The sequence below is a fragment of the Blattabacterium cuenoti genome (assembly GCF_014252295.1).
In the GTDB taxonomy this organism is placed as follows: Bacteria; Bacteroidota; Bacteroidia; order Flavobacteriales; family Blattabacteriaceae; genus Blattabacterium; species Blattabacterium cuenoti_V.
In genome coordinates this window covers 413,212-432,030 of sequence record NZ_CP059215.1, presented here as the reverse complement: position 1 = coordinate 432,030, position 18,819 = coordinate 413,212, and the positions used below count along the sequence as shown (strand labels likewise).

Below are 18,819 nucleotides of genomic sequence, written 5' to 3'. Positions count from 1 at the left end.
CATCTTTTTTTTAAGAAATTTTTCCGATTAAAGTAGCGGAGGTGTTTTCTATAATTTTTACAAATACAATATCTCCTATTTTAGATAATTTTTTTGGAAAGACTACAACTAAATTTTGTGTATTTCTTCCATACCAATGTTTATCATTTTTTTTAGATTCACCTTCTATTAAAACTTCTTGTACTTTTCCTAAATATTCTTTCATACGAAAGAACGAATGTTTTTTTTGCAATTCTATAATTTCACTTAAACGGTTCTTTTTTACATGTTGAGGAACATTATCTTTTAATCTTCTGTATGCATAAGTACCAGGTCTAGGAGAATAGGAAAACATATAACCATAATTATATTGAATTTTATTCATTAAATCAATAGTATATTTATGATCTTCTTCATCTTCATTACAAAATCCAGTCATGATATCATGTGATATAGAACATTCAGGAATTATCTTTCTAATTTTTTTAATCAAAGAAAGATATTCTTCTCTGGTATATTTTCTGTTCATTAGTTTCAGTATTTTATTACTTCCAGATTGAACTGGTAGATGAATATGTTTACAAATATTTGAATGTTTAGAAATTATTTTTAACACTTTATCTGACATATCATGAGGATTAGATGTAGAAAATCTTATTCTCATTAGAGGTACTTCTTGTGCTAAGAAATCTAACAAATAAGAAAAATCGATCTTCTTCCAAAGATAGGAATCAACATTTTGTCCTAAAAGAGTTACTTCCTTATATCCATTTTTATATAATCTTTTGCATTCTTCAATTATATAATATGGATCAGTATTTTTTTCTCTTCCCCTTGTAAAGGGAACTATACAAAATGTACACATGTTGTTACATCCTCTAGTAATACTTAAAAAAGTTGTGATTTTCTTTTTTCCATAAAATGGATTTATATCTGTATATGTTTCTTTTGTTTGAAAACTTTTTGAAGGAAAATATTTTTTATTAGATATAGCATATAGAATAAAATTAGGTAATTCTTTGTAAGAATTAGGATTTACAAAAAAATTTATTTTTTTTTCTTGTAAAAGAAAATCTCTAGACTGTTTTGATAAACATCCTATAATACCAAATATAGTTTCTTTTTTCTTTTTAAGAAATTTTAATTCTTCTAATCTTTTTTTTATACTTAATTCTGCTTTTTCTCGAACAGAACAAGAATTAAGTAATATTATATTTGCATTTTCTAAATTATCGGACAGTATGAATTTATTATCTAATAGAATAGATGTAACGATTTCACTATCTGATATATTCATTTGACATCCATAATTTTCTATATAAAAACTTTTATTCAATTTTTTTTGATTTTTTTCCATTATCATGTAATTTATTAAATATAAAAATGACAAAATGTCATAAATGAAGAATTTTTCTTGCTAAGAAAATCATATTTTTTTTTCCAGTTGATTTTTCTTTAACATTGGATAATTTAACTACTGAAATCCAATTTTTTTTTGGAAAAGATTCAACCATTTTTATAACCATGTTCATGGAAGGAACTCCTACATCATTAGTGAAATTTGTACCTATTCCGAAAAAAGGATTAATTTTTTCTTTACAAAAAGAGGAAATATAAGAGACTTTATATGGATTAAGATTATCAGAAAATATAATTTCTTTTTTGATAGGGTTTATTTTAAATTTTTGATAATGTTTGATTGCTTCTTTAGCAAAAAGGATAGGATCCCCACTGTCATGTCTAATACCTTTAAAAGAATTGGAAAGTTTTTCGTTAAAATTTTTAAAAAAAACTGAAGATGTATATGTATCAGATAAAGCTATTCCTAAATTTCCTTTATAAATATTTAACCAATTTTCCATAGCTATTCGATCTGCTGTATTCAATCCATATTTTGATCCATGAAACATAATCCATTCATGTCCTTTAGTTCCTATTGGTTTAATTGAAAAAATATGAGATAGGTGTACATTGCTGCTACCAACAAAAAAAGGAGCTCCTTCATCTATTAATATTTTTAACACTAGTTTATGAACTTGGTAAGAATATCTTCTTCTTGTTCCATATTCTCCTATTTTAACTTTTAGTTTTTTATATTCCTTAAGTTTTTTCTTAGTTAAAAAAACTATTTTCTTATCAGATATACGTTTTATTCCTGCTAGTTTATAATACAATTCAGAAATAATAGCCATTAAAGGAACTTCCCATAAAATAGTTCTGCTCCATAATCCCTCTATGTCCATTTTTATATTTTTCCCTTTCTGATATATATTTACTTCTTTTGGATTATATTGATATTGATTTAAAAAATCTAGATAAGAAGAATCTAAATAGGGACAGTATTTTTCTAAATAAGTTCTTTCTTCTTTCGACAATTTTAAATGAGACATTTTATTTAAGGATTCTTTGAGTATTTTGGAAAAATTTTCTGGAAAAGAATGGTTCCCCCTGTTGATAAACTCATATTTTGCTTTTGCAAATGGGAACAATTTAATGACAGCGTTTTGCATAGTAAATTTATAAAAATCATTATCTAATAATGATGAAATGATAGAAAAATTATTTTTTAAAAACATTACTTTAGAAATAAACATGAAAAATTTTTAATTTAATATAAAAAATGGAAAATTTCTATATTTAATAAATAAATCATATTTTTTAGAAAAAATATTTCTCTAAATTTGCTTTTAAAACAATTTATTTTTAATATGGACAATACGAAATTATACGTAGGTAACTTATCTTATGATATGACAGAACAAGAATTAAAAGAATATTTTGAATCTATAGGAGAAGTAACTCATGCTAAGATAATTTTTGACGAATCTACATCGAATAAAAGAAGTAAAGGATTTGGATTCATAGAAATGGCTGATGAAGAAAAAGCAAAACAAGCTATAGAAAAATTAAATGGAACAGAGTTTATGGGAAGAAATATTATTGTATCTGCAGCTAAACCTAGAATAAAGAAAGATTATTAGATATTAGTTATCTATGACGTACACACGCTTACATCTGTTTTTTTTGTTTTTTTTAATAACGATTGATGATATATTCAATATGAAATAACTAATGATATTTAATATCACATATCAAACTAATCTATGAAAAAATTATATGGAACAGGTGTAGCGTTAGTTACTCCTTTTAAAGAGGATGAAAAAATTGACTTTAATGGACTTGAAAAACTAGTAAAATACGTTTTAGATAATAAAGTCGATTATTTAGTGGCATTGGGTACAACTGCTGAGACAGCTACTCTAAAAATAGAAGAAAAAAAAGATATAATAGAATGCATTCAAAGTGCAAATTATAAAAAACTTCCTTTAATATTAGGAATAGGAGGAAATAACACAAATGAGATTATCAATCAGGTGAATAGAATAGAAAATTTATCAAATTTTTATGCTATTCTTTCAGTTTCTCCATATTATAATAGACCATCACAAGATGGAATATATGAACATTTTAAATCTATAGCTAATTATACTGAATCAAAAATTATTATTTACAATGTTCCTAAAAGAACAGGAACTAATGTTATACCAGAAACTGTTTTACGTTTAGCTAAAAATTGTAAAAATATAATAGGAATAAAAGAAGCCTCTGGAAATGTTTTACAATCTTATAAGATTATTGAAAAAAAACCAAAGAATTTCAGTGTAATATCCGGAGATGATTTTATCACCTTACCTGTTATATTAGGAGGTGGTGAGAGTGTAATTTCTGTGATTGCTCAAGGATTTCCTGATAAAATTTCTAAAATGGTTTCTTTTGCTAGAAATAATCAAGCAGAAAAAGCCTTTTCAATTTTTTATAAAATTTTTAAAATGATAAACTTAATTTATGAAGAAGGAAATCCTACAGGGATTAAAACTTTTTTAAGTCTAATAGATATATGTCATCCATATGTTAGACTTCCTTTGATAATTGGTTCTTCCTCTTTAAAAAAGAAAATGATAAATTTATTAAAAAGAATAAACTGAAATTATGATATGTTTAGTAACAAAATACAAACAGGATTAACAAAACAATTAAATAAGGAATCAGAATCCTCTCAATTATATTTGTCCATGGCTTCTTGGACAGAAAGAAAAGGATTTGAAGGAATATGCGAATTTCTGTATGATCATTCTAATGAAGAAAGAATACATATGTTAAAATTAATAAGATATATTAGTAAAAGAGGAGGTTTCATTATTTTGGATAATATTTGTATTAATAAAATAACATACGGATCTTTGAGAGAATTATTTCAAATACTATTTGAACATGAAAAAAAAATATCTAATGAAATAAATATTTTAGTAGAGTTATGTTTACAAGAAAAAGATTATTTTACATATAATTTCTTGCAATGGTACGTTGAAGAACAAGTAGAAGAAGAGACTTTGATAAAAACAATTTTAAATAAAATTGAATTAATCGAAGAAGATAAAGGGGGATTATACTTATTTGATAAAGACATAAAAAATTTTCATAAAAAAAAGTAACTGTGAATACCAAGAACATTTTTTTAACGGTGATACTCATGATTTTTCTTACAAGTTGTCTTTCTGAAAAAGAACATATTTCTTTAAAAGAAGAAGAAGAGTTAGAAGAAAATCTATTGTTTAATAGTGGAAAGAACTATTATTTTTCTTCCTTAAATTTTGATTTAGATCCAGCAAAAGCTAGAAATGCAATTAATAAATTCAATCAATTTGTCAAAAAATATCCTCAAAGTTCAAAAGTCAAAGAAGCTTATAGTATGCTTCATGATTTATTGAAAAAAATAGAAAAAAAAAACTATTGTATAGCAGATTCTTATTTTTTGATGGGAAGATATAAAACTTCCTTAAAGTTTTTTCAAGATTTAATACAATATTTTCCAGAAAGTCGTTTCAAAGAGAAAATTTTATACAAAATTTGTATATCTCAATTTTTCCTTTCTAGGAAAAAAGATTTTTTTAAATCCTACAATGAATATATGAAACATTTTTCATATCATATCCATGCGAAAAAATTGAAAATGTTGTATAAAAAACTAAAAAAATTATGAATCATTTGATTGATAACGTACCAATTAATACTGAAACTATTGATCGTATAAAATTGGAAGAAAAATCAGGAAAAAATATATATGAAAGCATATGTATATTAGAAAAAATAAGCCAGGTAATTAGTAATGATCTGAAAAAAGATTTAGATAAAAAGTTAGAAGAATTTAATGTTCTTACTAAAAATAATTTGGAAGAAATTTTTGAAAATAAAGAACAAATAGAACTCTCAAAATTTTATGAAAAACTTCCAAAATCCACGTCTATTTCTATTCAATATTTATTGAATGAAAAAATAAAAATAAGAGTTTAAAATCATTTAATTTTTCTTTTATAATCTGTTAAAAATTTTTCTAATCCTATATTTGTTAATGGATGATAAATAAGAGAATGTATAATTTTTATTGGAGAAGTGATTGCATGTATTCCAATCTTTGAACACTCTATAATATGTAAAGAATGACGTATAGATGCTCCTAGAATCTTTGTTTTGAAATGATAGCTGTCATATATTTTCTTTATTTCTTTTATCAAATTTAATCCATCGTAAGATACGTCGTCTATTCTACCTATAAAAGGTGATATATAATCAGCTCCAACTTTTGCTGCGACAAGAGCTTGTCCTGTAGAAAAAATAAGAGTGCAATTAGTTCTTATATTTTTACTTGAGAAATATTTAATGGCTTTAATTCCGTTATAAGTCATAGGTACTTTTACTACAATTCTTGGATGAAGAATAGAGAGTTTTTCTCCTTCTTGGATCATTTCTTCATAATTATTGCTAATAATTTCCGCACTAAGATTTTCTTCATCTTTTAAAAGATTACATATAGATATATAATGATCTTTAATTTCTTCTTTATTGGAAACAGATTCTTTAGAAATTAAAGATGGATTAGTTGTGACTCCATCTAATATACCAAGTGATCTTGCATCTTCAATTTCCTTTAAATTAGCTGTATCTATAAAAAACTTCATAATTTATATATCATTTTATAATTACTCTAACAAAGTTATCTAAAATTTTTGTTATCATAAAAAACATAAAAATCTGTAAATTTATAATTATGATGAATTTTGATGTTATTATTTTAGGAAGTGGACCAGGAGGGTATGTAGCTTCTATTCGTGCTTCACAACTCGGCATGAAAACGGCTTTAATTGAAAAAGAATCTCTTGGAGGGATCTGTTTAAACTTAGGATGTATTCCTACAAAATCTCTTTTAAATAGTGCAAAAATTTTGCATGACATAAAAAAAAATGGAGGACTATTTGGAATAAAAAATGATCAAATAAAAATAAATTATCCTCAAATACTTACTAAAAGTAGAAATGCAGTAGAAAAAATGAGAAAAGGAATTTCATTTTTAATGAAAAAAAATGGAATTCATGTTATTTATGGAAATGCAATATTAAAAAAAGGAAAAAAAGTTGAAGTATTTGAAAACGAAAAAAATATAGGTGAGTATTCAGCATCACATATAATTATTTCTACTGGATCAATTCCTAAAATTGAAAAAAAATTTCAATATGATGGAAAAAAAATTATAACATATAAAGAAGCTCTTTGTTTGTCTTCTTTACCAAAAAGAATAATCATTATAGGATCTGGATCTATTGGATTAGAATTTGCTTATTTTTATAATTCTATGGGATCAGAGGTTTTCATTATAGAAATTTGTACAAAACTTTTTCCAAGTGGAGATGATGAAATATCCGATTATTTAAAACTTTCCTTTGAAAAAAAAGGAATTAAAACTTATACATCTTCTTCTATAAAAAAAATAACTTATGATAATAATGGGAAAGTTATGGCAGAGATTAATTCCTCTACAGGAAATATTTTTTTAAAAGCAGATATAATTCTTTGTAGTGTTGGTGTTGTTCCTAACATTAAATCTATTGGATTAGAAGAGATAGGTATCCAAGTTGAAAAAGAATTTATTTATGTAGATGATAAATATCGTACAAACATAGATGGATATTATGCAATTGGAGATGTAATTCAAACACCTTCTTTAGCTCATGTGGCTTCACATGAAGCGATAAATTGTATTGAAACCATAAAAGGATTAAATTGTCAAAAAATAGATTATAATAATATTCCAAAATGCGTATATTCTTTTCCTGAAATAGCTTCAGTTGGATATACGGAGAAAGAATCTCAAGAAAAAGGATTTCGAATTAAAGTAGCTAAATTTCCATTTAGTTCTCTTGGAAGGTCTATTTCTGATGAAAATACTGATGGTTTTGTAAAAGTAATTTTTGATGAAGAATATGATGAATGGTTAGGATGTCACATGATAGGAAATAATGTTACTGATTTAATATCAGAAGTAGTTGTTGCAAGAAAATTGGAAGCAACTAGTTATGAAATTATAGGGAGTATCCATCCTCATCCTTCGTTAAGCGAATCTATTTTAGAATCTGTTTCAAAAGCATATGACAAGTCTATTCATTCTTTGTGAACTTTTTTCATTCATCAATTTTATATTTCTTCTGTATTTTTTTTATATTTTCCATAATTTGTTAAATCTTCTTTTTATTAAGAACTAATCTTGCAATTGGTTCATTCCATATCTTTTTTTTTACACAAGATAAGATTCGTAATTTTATTTTTTTATGATACATATTATATTGTTTGGACCACCAGGATGTGGAAAAGGGACTCAAGCTAAGATTATTTCAAAAAAATTTGGATTTATTCACTTATCTACTGGAATGATATTTAGGAATCATATAAAAAAAGAAACAAATTTAGGAAAATTTGCTAGTTCTTATATTAATAAAGGAATATTAGTTCCGGATATAATTACTACAGATATGTTAAATATAGAAATTCGAAAACATTTTTATTCTAAAGGAATTATTTATGATGGATATCCTAGAACAAAAAATCAAATTATTTCTTTAGAAAAGATTTTAGGAAATTTTTTTTCGGAAACAATAGATATAATTTTCTATTTTTCTATTCAAAAAAATTTGATAATAAATAGATTATTAAGGAGAGGAAAAATAAGTCGCAGAAATGATGATATAAATATTGCTATAGTTCAGAAAAGAATAAAAGAATATGAAAAAGAAACTTCTTTAATATGGGATAACAATCCTAAATGGATAAATAATATAATAAAAATAAATGCTTCTTTATCTGTAGAAACAATTTCTCTTTTTATAGAGAAAAAAATAAAAAAGTTTTTGAAAAAAAAAAATAATTAGTTTTATGAAAAATTGTTTTATTGATTTTATAAAAATTTATTGTAAAAGTGGAGACGGAGGATCTGGATGTATTCATTTTTACAGAGATAAATATATATCAAGAGGTGGTCCAGATGGAGGAACAGGAGGAAGAGGCGGAAATATTATTATTCAAGGAAATTCTAGTATTCATACTTTTTTTCATTTAAGATATAATAGACATTGCATAGCACAATCAGGATATCCTGGTAGAGAAAATAACGTTACTGGGTCTAATGGAAAAGATTTCTTAATAGAAGTCCCTATAGGAACTGTTGTTAAAGATGAAAATAAAAATATAATAACAGAAATTGTTAAAAATTACGAAAAAAAAATTTTATTTAAAGGAGGAAAAGGAGGAAAAGGAAATGCTTTTTTTAAAAACTCAGTAAATCAATCACCTTATCACGCACAAAAAGGAGTAAAAACAAAAGGTTATTATATTTTTTTAGAATTGAAAATTTTAGCAGATGTAGGATTATTAGGATTTCCTAATACTGGAAAATCCACCCTTCTTTCTGTTATTACAAAAGCAAAACCAAAAATAGGTAATTTTTTTTTTACAACAAAATATCCGAATTTAGGAGTAGTAAAAATGAATTTTAATTCTTTTTTGATAGCCGATATTCCTGGTATTATAGAAAATGCATCCGAAGGAAAAGGACTAGGACATCGATTTCTTAGACATGCAGAAAGAAATTCTGTTTTATTATTTGTGATTTCTGCAGATACAAAAAATAAAAAGCAAAAATATTTAATTTTATTAAAAGAACTAAGTAAATTTAATTTGGATTTTTTAAATAAAAAACGTTTGTTGGTTATTTCTAAATCAGATTTAATTAGTAATAAAGAAAAAGATAAAATAAGAAAAACTTTTTTTAAGATTAAGGAAAATCTTATTTTTATTTCTTCTTTTACGGGAGAAGGATTAATGGAATTAAAAGAAAAATTATATGCTCTAGTCTAATTAAGAGTAATTAAGTTTATTTAAAACAGTTTCTTTATCTATTTTTAATACAGAATGAACATTTTCTATATTATAAATATAATCCATAAAAATTTTTTCACAAATAGTTCGTAATCCTCTTGCTCCTAATCCAATTTGGAAAGTATTATTTATTATAACATCTAATGCTTCATCTGTTATACTCATAGATATATTATCCATGTCAAATAATTTTTGATATTGCTTAATTAAAGCGTTTTCTGGCTCTAACAATATTTTTTTTAACATATTTTTATCTAATGGATTTAGATAAGTAATAATAGGAAATCTACCTATAATTTCTGGAATTAACCCGAACTTTTTCAAGTCTGTAGAAATGATATTTTTTAAAAGAAAATTATTGTTTTTTTCTTTTTTTTCTTTATTTATAAAACCTATGGGTATTTTTCTTATTCTATCGGAAATTATTTTTTCTATTCCATCGAATGTTCCTCCAGCTATGAATAATATATTTTCAGTATTCATTTGTATCATTTTTTGATCTGGATGTTTTCTTCCTCCTTGTGGAGGAACATTAATTATTGATCCTTCTAATATTTTTAGCAAAGCTTGTTGTACTCCTTCTCCAGAAACATCCCTAGTAATAGAAGGACTATTACTTTTTCTGGATATTTTATCTATTTCATCCAGAAATATGATTCCTTTTTCAGCAGAGTTGACATCGTAATTTACTGATTGTAAAAGCCTAGTTAGTATAGATTCTACATCTTCTCCTACGTATCCTGCTTCTGTTAAAGTAGTTGCATCTGCTATAGCAAAAGGAACTTTTAAAAATTTTGATATACTTTTCGCTAATAAAGTTTTTCCTGTTCCAGTATTTCCAATTAATAATATGTTAGATTTTTCTATCTCTATATATTCGTTTTTCTTTTTTTGATTTTCTTCTTTACTATTATTATCTACGATATCTGAGTAATTTTGTAGTATTCTTTTATAATGATTATATACGGCAACGGAAACTATTTTTTTTGCATCATTTTGTCCAATAATATATTTGTCTAAGAAAGATTTTATTTCTTTTGGTTTATTTATTTGTTTTTTTGTAAAGTTATTTTGAATTTTTTTTTCTAAAAATTTTCTATGAATTATGGAATAAGTTTTTTCTATACAAAAATTGCAAATATGTCCGCTAATTCCAGATATTAAAAAAGTTATTTCATTTTTTTTTCTACCACAAAAATTACAGATTAATAAATCTTCCATAAATTATTATTCCACCTTCTACATTTAAAATATGGAGCAAGCTATACTACATCACATCGCTACAACCTAATTACCTTTGCTGCGTTCCCACTCTGGAGGATTTATAGGGAGCTGATTGTGTAGAACTTGCTCCAAGTTTGGTAAATATAAAAAAAAAATCATAAATTTTCGTTTTTTCTAAATTAGAAATTTACTTATTAAAGTAGTTATTTAGTATATATAGACTTGATGTATTCGTGTTATTTTATTTTCATTTTATGATGAGAACAAAATATATTTTTGTTACAGGAGGTGTCACTTCTTCTTTAGGAAAAGGAATTGTTTCAGCTTCATTAGGAATGTTATTGAAATCTAGAGGTTATAAAGTTTCAATTTTAAAACTAGATCCTTATTTTAATATAGATCCAGGAACTTTAAACCCTTATGAACATGGAGAATGTTTTGTCACTAAAGATGGAGCGGAAACAGATTTAGATTTAGGACATTATGAAAGATTTTTAAATCAAAATACCACTAAAGAAAATAATGTAACATCTGGGTTAATATATAAAACAGTTATAGATAATGAAAGAAAAGGAAATTATTTAGGAAAAACTGTACAGGTTATTCCTCATATTACTAATGAAATAAAAAGACGAATTAAAATATTTGGAAAATCAAAAAAATATGATATTATTATTACAGAAATAGGAGGAACAGTAGGAGATATAGAAAGTCTTCCATATATTGAATCAGTACGTCAATTAAAGTGGGAATTGGGTGAATTCAATACATTAGTAATTCATTTAACATTGCTTCCTCATATAACAGTTACTGGAGAAATAAAAACTAAACCAACGCAACATTCTGTTCGAAATTTAATGGAAAATGGGATACAAGCAGATATTATTGTTTGTAGAACAGAAAAGCGCCTTTCTAAAAAAATCAGAGAAAAGATTGCATTATTTTGTAATGTAAAACCAAAACATGTTATAGAATCAATTGATACCAAGATTATATATGAAATTCCTTGTTTATTGCATTTTCAAAATTTTGATAAAGAAGTATTAAATCGTTTAAATTTATCTACTATTATTTCTCCAAAACTAAAAAAATGGAAACATTTTATCAAAAAATATAAAAATCCTAAACATGAGATTAAAATAGCATTGGTTGGAAAATACGTTTCTTTGCATGATTCTTATAAATCGATTAGTGAAGCCTTAATTCATGCAGGTACTGAAAATGAAACTTACGTTAATATAAAATGGGTTTATTCAGAAATGATAAAAGAAAAAAATATAAAAAAATATTTTGAAGGAATTTCAGGAATTTTAGTTGCTCCAGGGTTTGGAAAAAGAGGTATAGAAGGGAAAATCCTTGCTACAAAATATGCAAGAGAAAATAAAATTCCATTCCTTGGAATATGTTTAGGAATGCAAATATCTGTAATAGAGTTTGCAAGAAACGTTCTTGGGTTAAAAAAAGCAGAAAGTTACGAGACAAATCCTTCTACTTCTCATCCAGTAATATGCTTAATGGAAGAACAAAAAAATCTGACTCAAAAAGGTGGAACTATGCGTTTAGGAAATTGGAAATGTACTCTTTTGGAAGGTTCAAAAATATTTTCTATTTATGGAGGTAAAAAAGATATTGTTGAAAGACATCGTCATAGATATGAATTTAATAATAATTATTTAAATTATTTTTCTAATGCTGGAATGAAACCTGTTGGAATTAATCCAGATACAGGTTTAGTAGAAGCAATGGAATTAGAAAATCATATATTTTTTCTAGGTGTACAATATCATCCAGAATATCAGAGCACCGTAACAAATCCACATCCTTTGTTTATTAACTTTATACAAGTTTCTAAAAGGTATGGATATTTAAATTATCAGAATTCTTCTTATATATGAAGAATAAACATTTAGATTATAATTCTATAATAGGATTGTTTCTTATATTGTTAATTTTAACTATTTTTACATTTCTTAATAAAGAAAAAGAATACAAAGTAAATAAGGAATTTTTTAATTATAAAAAAGACGTTCTTTTTAGGAAAGAAAAAAATAATTTTTTTTTATTAGAAAATAATGTTTTAAGATTAAGAATATCTAATATAGGAGGAATAATAAATGAAGTTCTTCTAAAAAAATATAAAGCGTATGATACTTCATTATCGTATCATGCAAAAAATCTTTTTTTAGTAAAAAATTCTAGTCTTTTATATAGAATGTCCTTTATAAACAAAAAAGGATTGAATATTAATACAGAAAATTTATTTTTTCAACCTATTTTTTTTAAAAATAAAAAAAAAGGCACTAAAATTCTTATAATGAGAGCAAAAAGTCCTTTAGGAAAAGGATTTTTAGATTATATATATGAAATTGGTAGTAAAAACCAATATGATATTGGATTTTCTGTAAAAACAACAAATTTTTTTCCTTATAAAAAATTAGTTTCTATCAATTTGGACCAAAAAATTTTATCCTTGGAAAAGGATAGAAATTGGGAAAATTCTTACACTCAAGCATATTATTCTAATCTTAATAAAGATTTTGCATCTGTAAAATATTTATCTGAAAAAAAAACAGAAGAAAAAAATATATCTAATATAAATTGGATTGCTTACAAACAACAATTTTTTGCTTGTATATTTATACCAGAAAAAATATTAAAAAACGTTTTTATTCGATCTGATAATTTTTCTTTAGGAAATTTTTTGAAAAGAATTCAGTTTAAAACTTATCTAAAAAATGATGAAAATAAAGAAATTGATTTTTCTTTTCGTTTTTATTTTGGTCCTTTAGATTTTAATTTATTAAGAAAGTACAAAAACGAATTTGAAAATATTATTCCATTCGGATGGGGTTTTTTAAAATGGATTAATAAATATTTTTTTCTAGTAATTTTTCAATTTTTGGAAAAAACAAATTTGAACTATGGTGTTATCATTATTTTAATGACTATAGTAGTAAAAATGATATTATCTCCAATTACTTATAAGCAGTATAAGTTGAGTGCTATCATGAAATTGATTCGGCCAGAAATAGAAAAATTAAACAATGAATATAGAAATAATGAAAATTCTTTTCAAAAACAAAGAAAAATGATGGAATTATATAGGAAAGCGGGAGTAAGTCCAATGTCAGGATGTATCTCTACATTATTTCAAATTCCTATTTTTTATTCATTATTTAAATTTTTTCCTACTATAATTAATTTAAGAGGAAAATCTTTTTTATGGGTAGAAGATTTAACATCATATGATTCAATTATTGAATTACCTTTTTTTATTCCTTTTTACGGAAATCATGTAAGTTTACTTACTTTATTATATTCACTAGCATTATTGTTTTATACAAAATTAAGTAATAATGATAAAAAAGAAATTTCTCAAAATGGAAAGAATTCAAATTCTATTCCAGATATAAATTTCATATTGTATTTGATGCCTGTTATTATGCTATTATTTATAAATAGTTACGCTTCTGCTTTATCTTTATATTATTTTACTTCTAATATTATTAATATTTGTTTTTTATTTTTAATAAAGAAGTTTATGTTAGATGAAAATAAAATTCTTGTAAAAATTCAAGAAAAAAGTATTAAGAATAAGAAATAGTTAATTAATAAATTTTATTTCCTTTTGATGGAAAGAATAAAATTTTTTGTTAAATTCAACAATTAAATAACCTTGATCTGTTACTGTCCGTATTATACCTTGAATGTAACTATTTGTTTTGTATACATAAAAAATAGAATTTTTATCTTTTAAATAAAGATGGTCAATGTAATATTTTCTAATATAATTTTCTCCTTTACTTATGAAAAGTAAGTATTCTTTTTGAATGAAATATATAATATTATAAAAAATGTCATCTAGTTCGAAATTTGTATTACAAATTTCTATTAAAGAAGAAGCATTCCATTCTTTTTCAAATTTTGTTTGATAAACATTTAAACCAACTCCAATAATAGAAGTATGAATTTTTTTTAAAAAAATACTATTTTCTATTAAAATTCCTCCTATTTTTTTTCCACATAAAAAAATATCATTAGGCCATTTAATCCAAAATTCTTTCTTATATTTTTTTGATAAAATTTTATGAATTGCATTACTCGTAATAATATTAATTATATATTTTTTCTCAATGGGGAAAAAAATTACTGGTTTGAATATAATACTAAAAGTTAAATTTTTTTCTTTTTCTGTATTCCATAAATTTTTTCCAACTCCTATTCCTTGAATTTGATTTGTTGACCAAATAACTATCCAATTTTTTTTTTATAAATATATCTTCTAGAATATTGGTTTGTAGAATTAACTTTTTGTAATAGAATTAAATGTATAGGCCAAATATATTTTTTCATAAGATTTGATAAATGTTTTATATTGAAAAATTTAAATTCTTTAAAACGAAAACCTTATTTTTGTCTTTTGATAAAAAATTGAAAAAAAGTTAATATTAAATAATATTTATTTTGTTATTAAAAAAAATCATAGAAGGAATTCAAATGGTTAAAGGAAAAGATATTTCCATTATAAATTTAAAAAATAGAAAAAATTTTATTTGTGATTATTTTGTTATTTGTAACGGAGATTCTTACAATCAAATTTATGCCATTTCTCAATCTATAGAAAATACTATATTTCAGAAATTACAAGAAAAACCTTGGCATATAGAAGGATTGAAAAGTAAAAAATGGATATTAGTAGATTATATTTCTATTGTCGTACACATTTTTCAAAAAGAATCAAGATTATATTATAATATAGAGAATCTTTGGAATCAAAATTCATAATAAAATTTGAGATTTGGTTTTGATTTAAATTAGATAAATAATGAGGAAACCTATATGATAGATAAAAAAGCCAAAAGCAAGAATAATTTTTTTTGGGTATATGCAGTCATATTTGCTATATTTCTTGGAATATTTTTTTTTAAATCTTCTTTTTCAAGTCCTAAAAAAATAGATCAGGATACTTTTTTTGATATTTTGTCAAAAGGAGAAGTTCAAAAAATTATAGTTAAACATAGAGAAATAGTGCATGTTTATTTAAAAAAAGAATTTTTAGATTTAAATGAAATAAATTCGACAAATCCTGCATTCAGTAGAGAAAAAGATGATGATGAAAAAAAATTCATTGCACAATCTTTACGATATGAATTTGAAATTGGAGATTTACAGTTTTTCCAAACAAAATTTGAAGAATATAAAAAAAAGTATAATCTGAATACTATTATCGATTTTAAAAATCAGCAAGAATATACAATAACTAAATTTTTCTTTGATTATGGTATATTTTTTATGTTGTTAATCATTTTTTGGATTTTTCTTTTTAGAAGAATAGGTTCTACAAGTGGAGGTCCAGGAAGTCAAATATTCAATATAGGAAAATCTAGAGCTAGATTATTTGATGAAAATGATAATGTAAAAATTACATTTAAAGATGTAGCTGGATTAGAAGGAGCAAAAGAAGAAGTTCAAGAAATAGTAGAATTTTTAAAAAGTCCTCAAAAATATACTAAACTTGGAGGTAAAATACCAAAAGGAGCTTTATTAATAGGTGCTCCAGGAACAGGAAAGACTTTATTAGCAAAAGCTGTTGCTGGAGAAGCTAAAGTTCCATTTTTTTCTTTATCAGGTTCAGATTTTGTAGAAATGTTTGTGGGAGTTGGAGCTTCTAGAGTAAGAGATTTATTTGAAAAAGCTAAAGAAAAGTCTCCATGCATAATATTTATTGATGAAATTGATGCAATAGGAAGAGCAAGAGGAAAAAGTAGTATAGCTGGATCAAATGATGAAAGAGAAAATACTTTGAATCAATTGTTAACAGAAATGGATGGATTTGGAACTAACACAAATGTAATTGTTTTAGCAGCTACAAATAGATCAGATATTTTGGATAAAGCATTACTTCGTCCTGGACGTTTTGATCGAACTATATTAGTAGATCCTCCTGAATTAAATGAAAGAAAAGAAATATTTAAAGTTCATCTTCAAAAATTGGTATTATCTAATAATGTGGACATAGATTTTTTATCTAGACAAACTCCAGGATTTAGTGGAGCAGATATAGCAAATGTTTGTAATGAATCTGCTCTTATTGCAGCAAGAAAAGATAGATCTGAAATAGAGAACCAAGATTTTTTAGATGCAATAGATCGTATTATAGGAGGTTTAGAAAAAAAAAATAAGATTATTAAACCAAATGAAAAAAAGAGAATTGCTTATCATGAAGCAGGTCATGCTATAATAAGTTGGTTGTTAGAACATGCTTCTCCTTTAGTAAAGGTTACTATAGTTCCGAGAGGAAGATCTCTTGGATCTGCATGGTATCTTCCAGAAGAAAGACAGATAACTACTCCGGAACAAATGAAGGATGAAATTTGTGCTTTACTAGCAGGAAGATCAGCAGAGGAAATTATTTTTAGTAATGTTTCTACAGGAGCGTTGAATGATTTAGAAAGAGTAACTAAACAAGCACAATCTATGGTAGCAATATTTGGATTGAATGAGAGGATTGGAAATATTTCTTATTATGATTCTACAGGTCAAAATGAATTTTCCTTTTCTAAACCTTATAGTGAAAAAACAGCTCAGATTATAGATGAAGAAATATCAAAAATTATAAAAGAACAGTATCAAAGAGCCAAGGATATATTGAAAAATAATGAAAAAAAGCTATCTATGTTAGCTAATGAACTCTTAGAAAAAGAAGTTCTTTTTAGAGAAGATTTAAAAAAAATGTTTGGAGAAAGACCTTATCCTGATGAAATTGGAGATATGTTAGGAAATATTTCTTAGTTATTTTCACATTTTTCAATTTGAAATTGAAAGAAAATGAAAAAAAAGAAAGATTTAAACTTTTTAATAAGATTTATTACTGGTTTTATTTATGTTTTTTTAATTATTTTTTCTATTGAAAAAGGAGAAAAGATATTCAGAATTGTAATGATGATGTTATCTTTTTTTTGTTTATTTGAATTTTTAATAATATTAGAAACTGATATTTTTTTAGTTAAAATAGCTTCTTTGTTTTTTTTATTTTCTGTATTAATGGACGTTTTTATAAACAAAGGACTTATTCTGTATATGGTATGTTTCGTTCTTTATTCTATAACTTTTTTCATTATTCAATTGTTTTCTAAAAAACATTCTCATAGAGAAAAAATAAAACAAATAAGTCATTTAACTTTTGGATTTGTATACATCATAATTCCTTTTTATTTAGCTTCTTATATTTATTCTTCCATAAATCATGGAAAAGAAATAATTTTAGGTATTTTTATATTAATATGGACAAATGACACTTTATCCTATTTGATTGGAAAAAAATGGGGAAAGAAAAAAATAGCTGTATCTATTTCTCCTAAAAAATCAGTAGAAGGTTTTATTGGAGGTTTATTATTTTGTTTAATAATAGGTTTTTTTTTCTACAAAATTTGGGGAGAAAAATATTGGTTTATTCTATCTTTTATGATTCCTATTTTTTCTACTATTGGAGATCTTATTGAATCTCTTATTAAGAGATCTTATAATGTCAAAGATTCTGGAATATTATTTCCTGGACATGGTGGATTTTTAGATAGATTGGATAGTTTTATTTTTGTTATTCCAATTATAGCTGTAATAGTAATTAGTGTTATTTATCTTTTTTAAAAATCTATTAACATGATTCATAGAGAGGGAACATCATTATTATCTTATACTTTGATGATAATATTATTATTAATATTTATTTTTTTCTTCATATTTTCTAGTGTAATTTTTTTTTTATTATCTATTTTTTTAGTTGTCTTTTATGTTTTTTTAATTTTTTTTTTTAGAAATCCAAAAAAATTTTTTTATGATGAAAATTTTTATGATAAAAAAAAAGAAATAATTGTATCCCCAGCTGATGGTAAAATTGTTGAAATACAAAATATTTTTGAAACTGAATTTTTAAAAAACAAGTGTATATGTATTTCTATTTTTATGTCTCCTTTTGATGTTCATGTAAATAGATATCCTGTTTCTGGTAAAGTAATATATACGAAGTATCATACAGGAAAATATTTTATAGCTTGGTTAAAGAAGTCATCGTTAGAGAACGAACACACTACTATTGTTGTTGAAACAAATAATAAAAATAAAATATTATTTAGGCAAATAGCAGGATTTTTAGCTAGACGTATTATTCTTTATGCAAAGAAAAATTCTGTAATAAAAAAAGGTGAAGAGTTTGGATTTATCAAGTTTGGATCTAGAATTGATATTTTTTTACCTTTAAATTCTTTAATATTAGTGAAGAAGGGAGAAAAAGTTTCCGGAGGGGAAACAGAAATTTCCATTATCCGATCATAATCAACTCCCTTTATTTTAAAC

Annotated in this window: 19 protein-coding genes and 1 other RNA gene; 14 read left to right on the top strand and 6 right to left on the bottom strand. The window is 24.3% G+C overall.

Annotation, left to right across the window (positions count from 1 at the left end; all coding sequences use genetic code 11):
* Positions 1 to 10: 10 nt before the first annotated feature.
* Positions 11 to 1,336, bottom strand: coding sequence for a tRNA (N6-isopentenyl adenosine(37)-C2)-methylthiotransferase MiaB (gene miaB / locus H0H40_RS02130; protein ID WP_185868877.1), 1,326 nt, complete (start codon positions 1,334 to 1,336; stop codon positions 11 to 13).
* A gap of 37 nt (positions 1,337 to 1,373) precedes the next feature.
* Positions 1,374 to 2,555 carry a nicotinate phosphoribosyltransferase gene (pncB, locus tag H0H40_RS02125; protein WP_185869337.1) on the bottom strand — a complete coding sequence of 394 codons (1,182 nt, stop codon included), beginning with the start codon at positions 2,553 to 2,555 and terminating at the stop codon, positions 1,374 to 1,376.
* A gap of 132 nt (positions 2,556 to 2,687) precedes the next feature.
* On the opposite strand from pncB, the gene H0H40_RS02120 reads away from it, so the two are divergent.
* The 5 genes from H0H40_RS02120 to H0H40_RS02100 all read left to right on the top strand — a co-directional run bounded on the left by H0H40_RS02120 (position 2,688) and on the right by H0H40_RS02100 (position 5,331).
* Positions 2,688 to 2,960, top strand: a complete 273-nt coding sequence (locus H0H40_RS02120; RefSeq protein WP_185868876.1) for an RNA recognition motif domain-containing protein — start codon at positions 2,688 to 2,690, stop codon at positions 2,958 to 2,960.
* A 123-nt stretch (positions 2,961 to 3,083) separates the two neighbouring features.
* Positions 3,084 to 3,965 (top strand): 4-hydroxy-tetrahydrodipicolinate synthase, encoded by an 882-nt coding sequence (dapA, locus tag H0H40_RS02115; RefSeq protein WP_185868875.1) that lies wholly within the window; start codon positions 3,084 to 3,086, stop codon positions 3,963 to 3,965.
* Positions 3,966 to 3,974: 9 nt separating this feature from the next.
* On the top strand, positions 3,975 to 4,472 hold the full coding sequence (locus tag H0H40_RS02110; protein ID WP_185868874.1) for a ferritin: 498 nt from the start codon (positions 3,975 to 3,977) through the stop codon (positions 4,470 to 4,472).
* 38 nt (positions 4,473 to 4,510) lie between these two features.
* Positions 4,511 to 5,020 carry an outer membrane protein assembly factor BamD gene (gene bamD / locus H0H40_RS02105; protein WP_185868873.1) on the top strand — a complete coding sequence of 170 codons (510 nt, stop codon included), beginning with the start codon at positions 4,511 to 4,513 and terminating at the stop codon, positions 5,018 to 5,020.
* Complete coding sequence (locus tag H0H40_RS02100; RefSeq protein ID WP_185868872.1) at positions 5,017 to 5,331, top strand: hypothetical protein; 315 nt, start codon at positions 5,017 to 5,019, stop codon at positions 5,329 to 5,331. The genes bamD and H0H40_RS02100 overlap by 4 nt, the downstream gene beginning before the upstream one ends.
* A 2-nt stretch (positions 5,332 to 5,333) precedes the next feature.
* On the opposite strand, the gene fsa is transcribed toward H0H40_RS02100, so the two are convergent.
* Positions 5,334 to 5,996 (bottom strand): fructose-6-phosphate aldolase, encoded by a 663-nt coding sequence (gene fsa, locus H0H40_RS02095; RefSeq protein WP_185868871.1) that lies wholly within the window; start codon positions 5,994 to 5,996, stop codon positions 5,334 to 5,336.
* Positions 5,997 to 6,088: 92 nt separating this feature from the next.
* Here fsa and lpdA point away from each other — a divergent pair, with 92 nt between their 5' ends.
* The 3 genes from lpdA to obgE all read left to right on the top strand — a co-directional run bounded on the left by lpdA (position 6,089) and on the right by obgE (position 9,222).
* Positions 6,089 to 7,486 carry a dihydrolipoyl dehydrogenase gene (lpdA, locus tag H0H40_RS02090; protein WP_185869336.1) on the top strand — a complete coding sequence of 466 codons (1,398 nt, stop codon included), beginning with the start codon at positions 6,089 to 6,091 and terminating at the stop codon, positions 7,484 to 7,486.
* A 154-nt stretch (positions 7,487 to 7,640) separates the two neighbouring features.
* Positions 7,641 to 8,237 (top strand): adenylate kinase family protein, encoded by a 597-nt coding sequence (locus tag H0H40_RS02085; protein ID WP_185868870.1) that lies wholly within the window; start codon positions 7,641 to 7,643, stop codon positions 8,235 to 8,237.
* 4 nt (positions 8,238 to 8,241) lie between these two features.
* Positions 8,242 to 9,222, top strand: a complete 981-nt coding sequence (gene obgE / locus H0H40_RS02080; protein ID WP_185868869.1) for a GTPase ObgE — start codon at positions 8,242 to 8,244, stop codon at positions 9,220 to 9,222.
* Here the strand turns inward: obgE and clpX are convergent, their stop codons facing one another.
* Both clpX and ffs read right to left on the bottom strand, forming a co-directional pair.
* Complete coding sequence (gene clpX / locus H0H40_RS02075) at positions 9,223 to 10,464, bottom strand: ATP-dependent Clp protease ATP-binding subunit ClpX (protein ID WP_185868868.1); 1,242 nt, start codon at positions 10,462 to 10,464, stop codon at positions 9,223 to 9,225. It lies immediately after the preceding gene.
* A 31-nt stretch (positions 10,465 to 10,495) separates the two neighbouring features.
* An RNA gene (gene ffs, locus H0H40_RS02070) (signal recognition particle sRNA small type) lies at positions 10,496 to 10,596 on the bottom strand.
* A 128-nt stretch (positions 10,597 to 10,724) separates the two neighbouring features.
* Here ffs and H0H40_RS02065 point away from each other — a divergent pair.
* Positions 10,725 to 12,362, top strand: a complete 1,638-nt coding sequence (locus H0H40_RS02065; RefSeq protein WP_185869335.1) for a CTP synthase — start codon at positions 10,725 to 10,727, stop codon at positions 12,360 to 12,362.
* On the top strand, positions 12,359 to 14,071 hold the full coding sequence (gene yidC / locus H0H40_RS02060; RefSeq protein WP_185868867.1) for a membrane protein insertase YidC: 1,713 nt from the start codon (positions 12,359 to 12,361) through the stop codon (positions 14,069 to 14,071). Before H0H40_RS02065 ends, yidC begins: the two co-directional genes overlap by 4 nt.
* On the opposite strand, the gene H0H40_RS02055 is transcribed toward yidC, so the two are convergent.
* A complete protein-coding gene (locus H0H40_RS02055; RefSeq protein WP_238785700.1) occupies positions 14,072 to 14,689 on the bottom strand; it encodes a biotin--[acetyl-CoA-carboxylase] ligase in 618 nt (205 codons plus the stop codon). It lies immediately after the preceding gene.
* A 242-nt stretch (positions 14,690 to 14,931) separates the two neighbouring features.
* Between H0H40_RS02055 and rsfS the strand changes: the two genes are divergently transcribed.
* From rsfS to H0H40_RS02035, 4 genes are read left to right on the top strand one after another with little or no spacing between them, the layout of a single operon-like run.
* Positions 14,932 to 15,252 carry a ribosome silencing factor gene (gene rsfS / locus H0H40_RS02050; protein WP_185868866.1) on the top strand — a complete coding sequence of 107 codons (321 nt, stop codon included), beginning with the start codon at positions 14,932 to 14,934 and terminating at the stop codon, positions 15,250 to 15,252.
* A 54-nt stretch (positions 15,253 to 15,306) separates the two neighbouring features.
* Entirely contained in the window at positions 15,307 to 17,259 is a 1,953-nt protein-coding gene (gene ftsH, locus H0H40_RS02045) for an ATP-dependent zinc metalloprotease FtsH (protein ID WP_185868865.1), read from the top strand.
* 36 nt (positions 17,260 to 17,295) lie between these two features.
* Positions 17,296 to 18,114 carry a phosphatidate cytidylyltransferase gene (locus H0H40_RS02040; protein ID WP_185868864.1) on the top strand — a complete coding sequence of 273 codons (819 nt, stop codon included), beginning with the start codon at positions 17,296 to 17,298 and terminating at the stop codon, positions 18,112 to 18,114.
* Positions 18,115 to 18,126: 12 nt separating this feature from the next.
* Entirely contained in the window at positions 18,127 to 18,798 is a 672-nt protein-coding gene (locus H0H40_RS02035; protein ID WP_185868863.1) for a phosphatidylserine decarboxylase family protein, read from the top strand.
* The last annotated feature ends 21 nt before the right edge of the window (positions 18,799 to 18,819 follow it).

Coding starts and splice junctions, on each gene's coding strand:
- miaB (WP_185868877.1), bottom strand. CDS start 1,336: ATGGAAAAAAATCAAAAAAAATTGAATAAAAGTTTTTATATAGAAAAT.
- pncB (WP_185869337.1), bottom strand. CDS start 2,555: ATGTTTTTAAAAAATAATTTTTCTATCATTTCATCATTATTAGATAAT.
- H0H40_RS02120 (WP_185868876.1), top strand. CDS start 2,688: ATGGACAATACGAAATTATACGTAGGTAACTTATCTTATGATATGACA.
- dapA (WP_185868875.1), top strand. CDS start 3,084: ATGAAAAAATTATATGGAACAGGTGTAGCGTTAGTTACTCCTTTTAAA.
- H0H40_RS02110 (WP_185868874.1), top strand. CDS start 3,975: ATGTTTAGTAACAAAATACAAACAGGATTAACAAAACAATTAAATAAG.
- bamD (WP_185868873.1), top strand. CDS start 4,511: ATGATTTTTCTTACAAGTTGTCTTTCTGAAAAAGAACATATTTCTTTA.
- H0H40_RS02100 (WP_185868872.1), top strand. CDS start 5,017: ATGAATCATTTGATTGATAACGTACCAATTAATACTGAAACTATTGAT.
- fsa (WP_185868871.1), bottom strand. CDS start 5,996: ATGAAGTTTTTTATAGATACAGCTAATTTAAAGGAAATTGAAGATGCA.
- lpdA (WP_185869336.1), top strand. CDS start 6,089: ATGAATTTTGATGTTATTATTTTAGGAAGTGGACCAGGAGGGTATGTA.
- H0H40_RS02085 (WP_185868870.1), top strand. CDS start 7,641: ATGATACATATTATATTGTTTGGACCACCAGGATGTGGAAAAGGGACT.
- obgE (WP_185868869.1), top strand. CDS start 8,242: ATGAAAAATTGTTTTATTGATTTTATAAAAATTTATTGTAAAAGTGGA.
- clpX (WP_185868868.1), bottom strand. CDS start 10,464: ATGGAAGATTTATTAATCTGTAATTTTTGTGGTAGAAAAAAAAATGAA.
- H0H40_RS02065 (WP_185869335.1), top strand. CDS start 10,725: ATGAGAACAAAATATATTTTTGTTACAGGAGGTGTCACTTCTTCTTTA.
- yidC (WP_185868867.1), top strand. CDS start 12,359: ATGAAGAATAAACATTTAGATTATAATTCTATAATAGGATTGTTTCTT.
- ftsH (WP_185868865.1), top strand. CDS start 15,307: ATGATAGATAAAAAAGCCAAAAGCAAGAATAATTTTTTTTGGGTATAT.
- H0H40_RS02040 (WP_185868864.1), top strand. CDS start 17,296: ATGAAAAAAAAGAAAGATTTAAACTTTTTAATAAGATTTATTACTGGT.
- H0H40_RS02035 (WP_185868863.1), top strand. CDS start 18,127: ATGATTCATAGAGAGGGAACATCATTATTATCTTATACTTTGATGATA.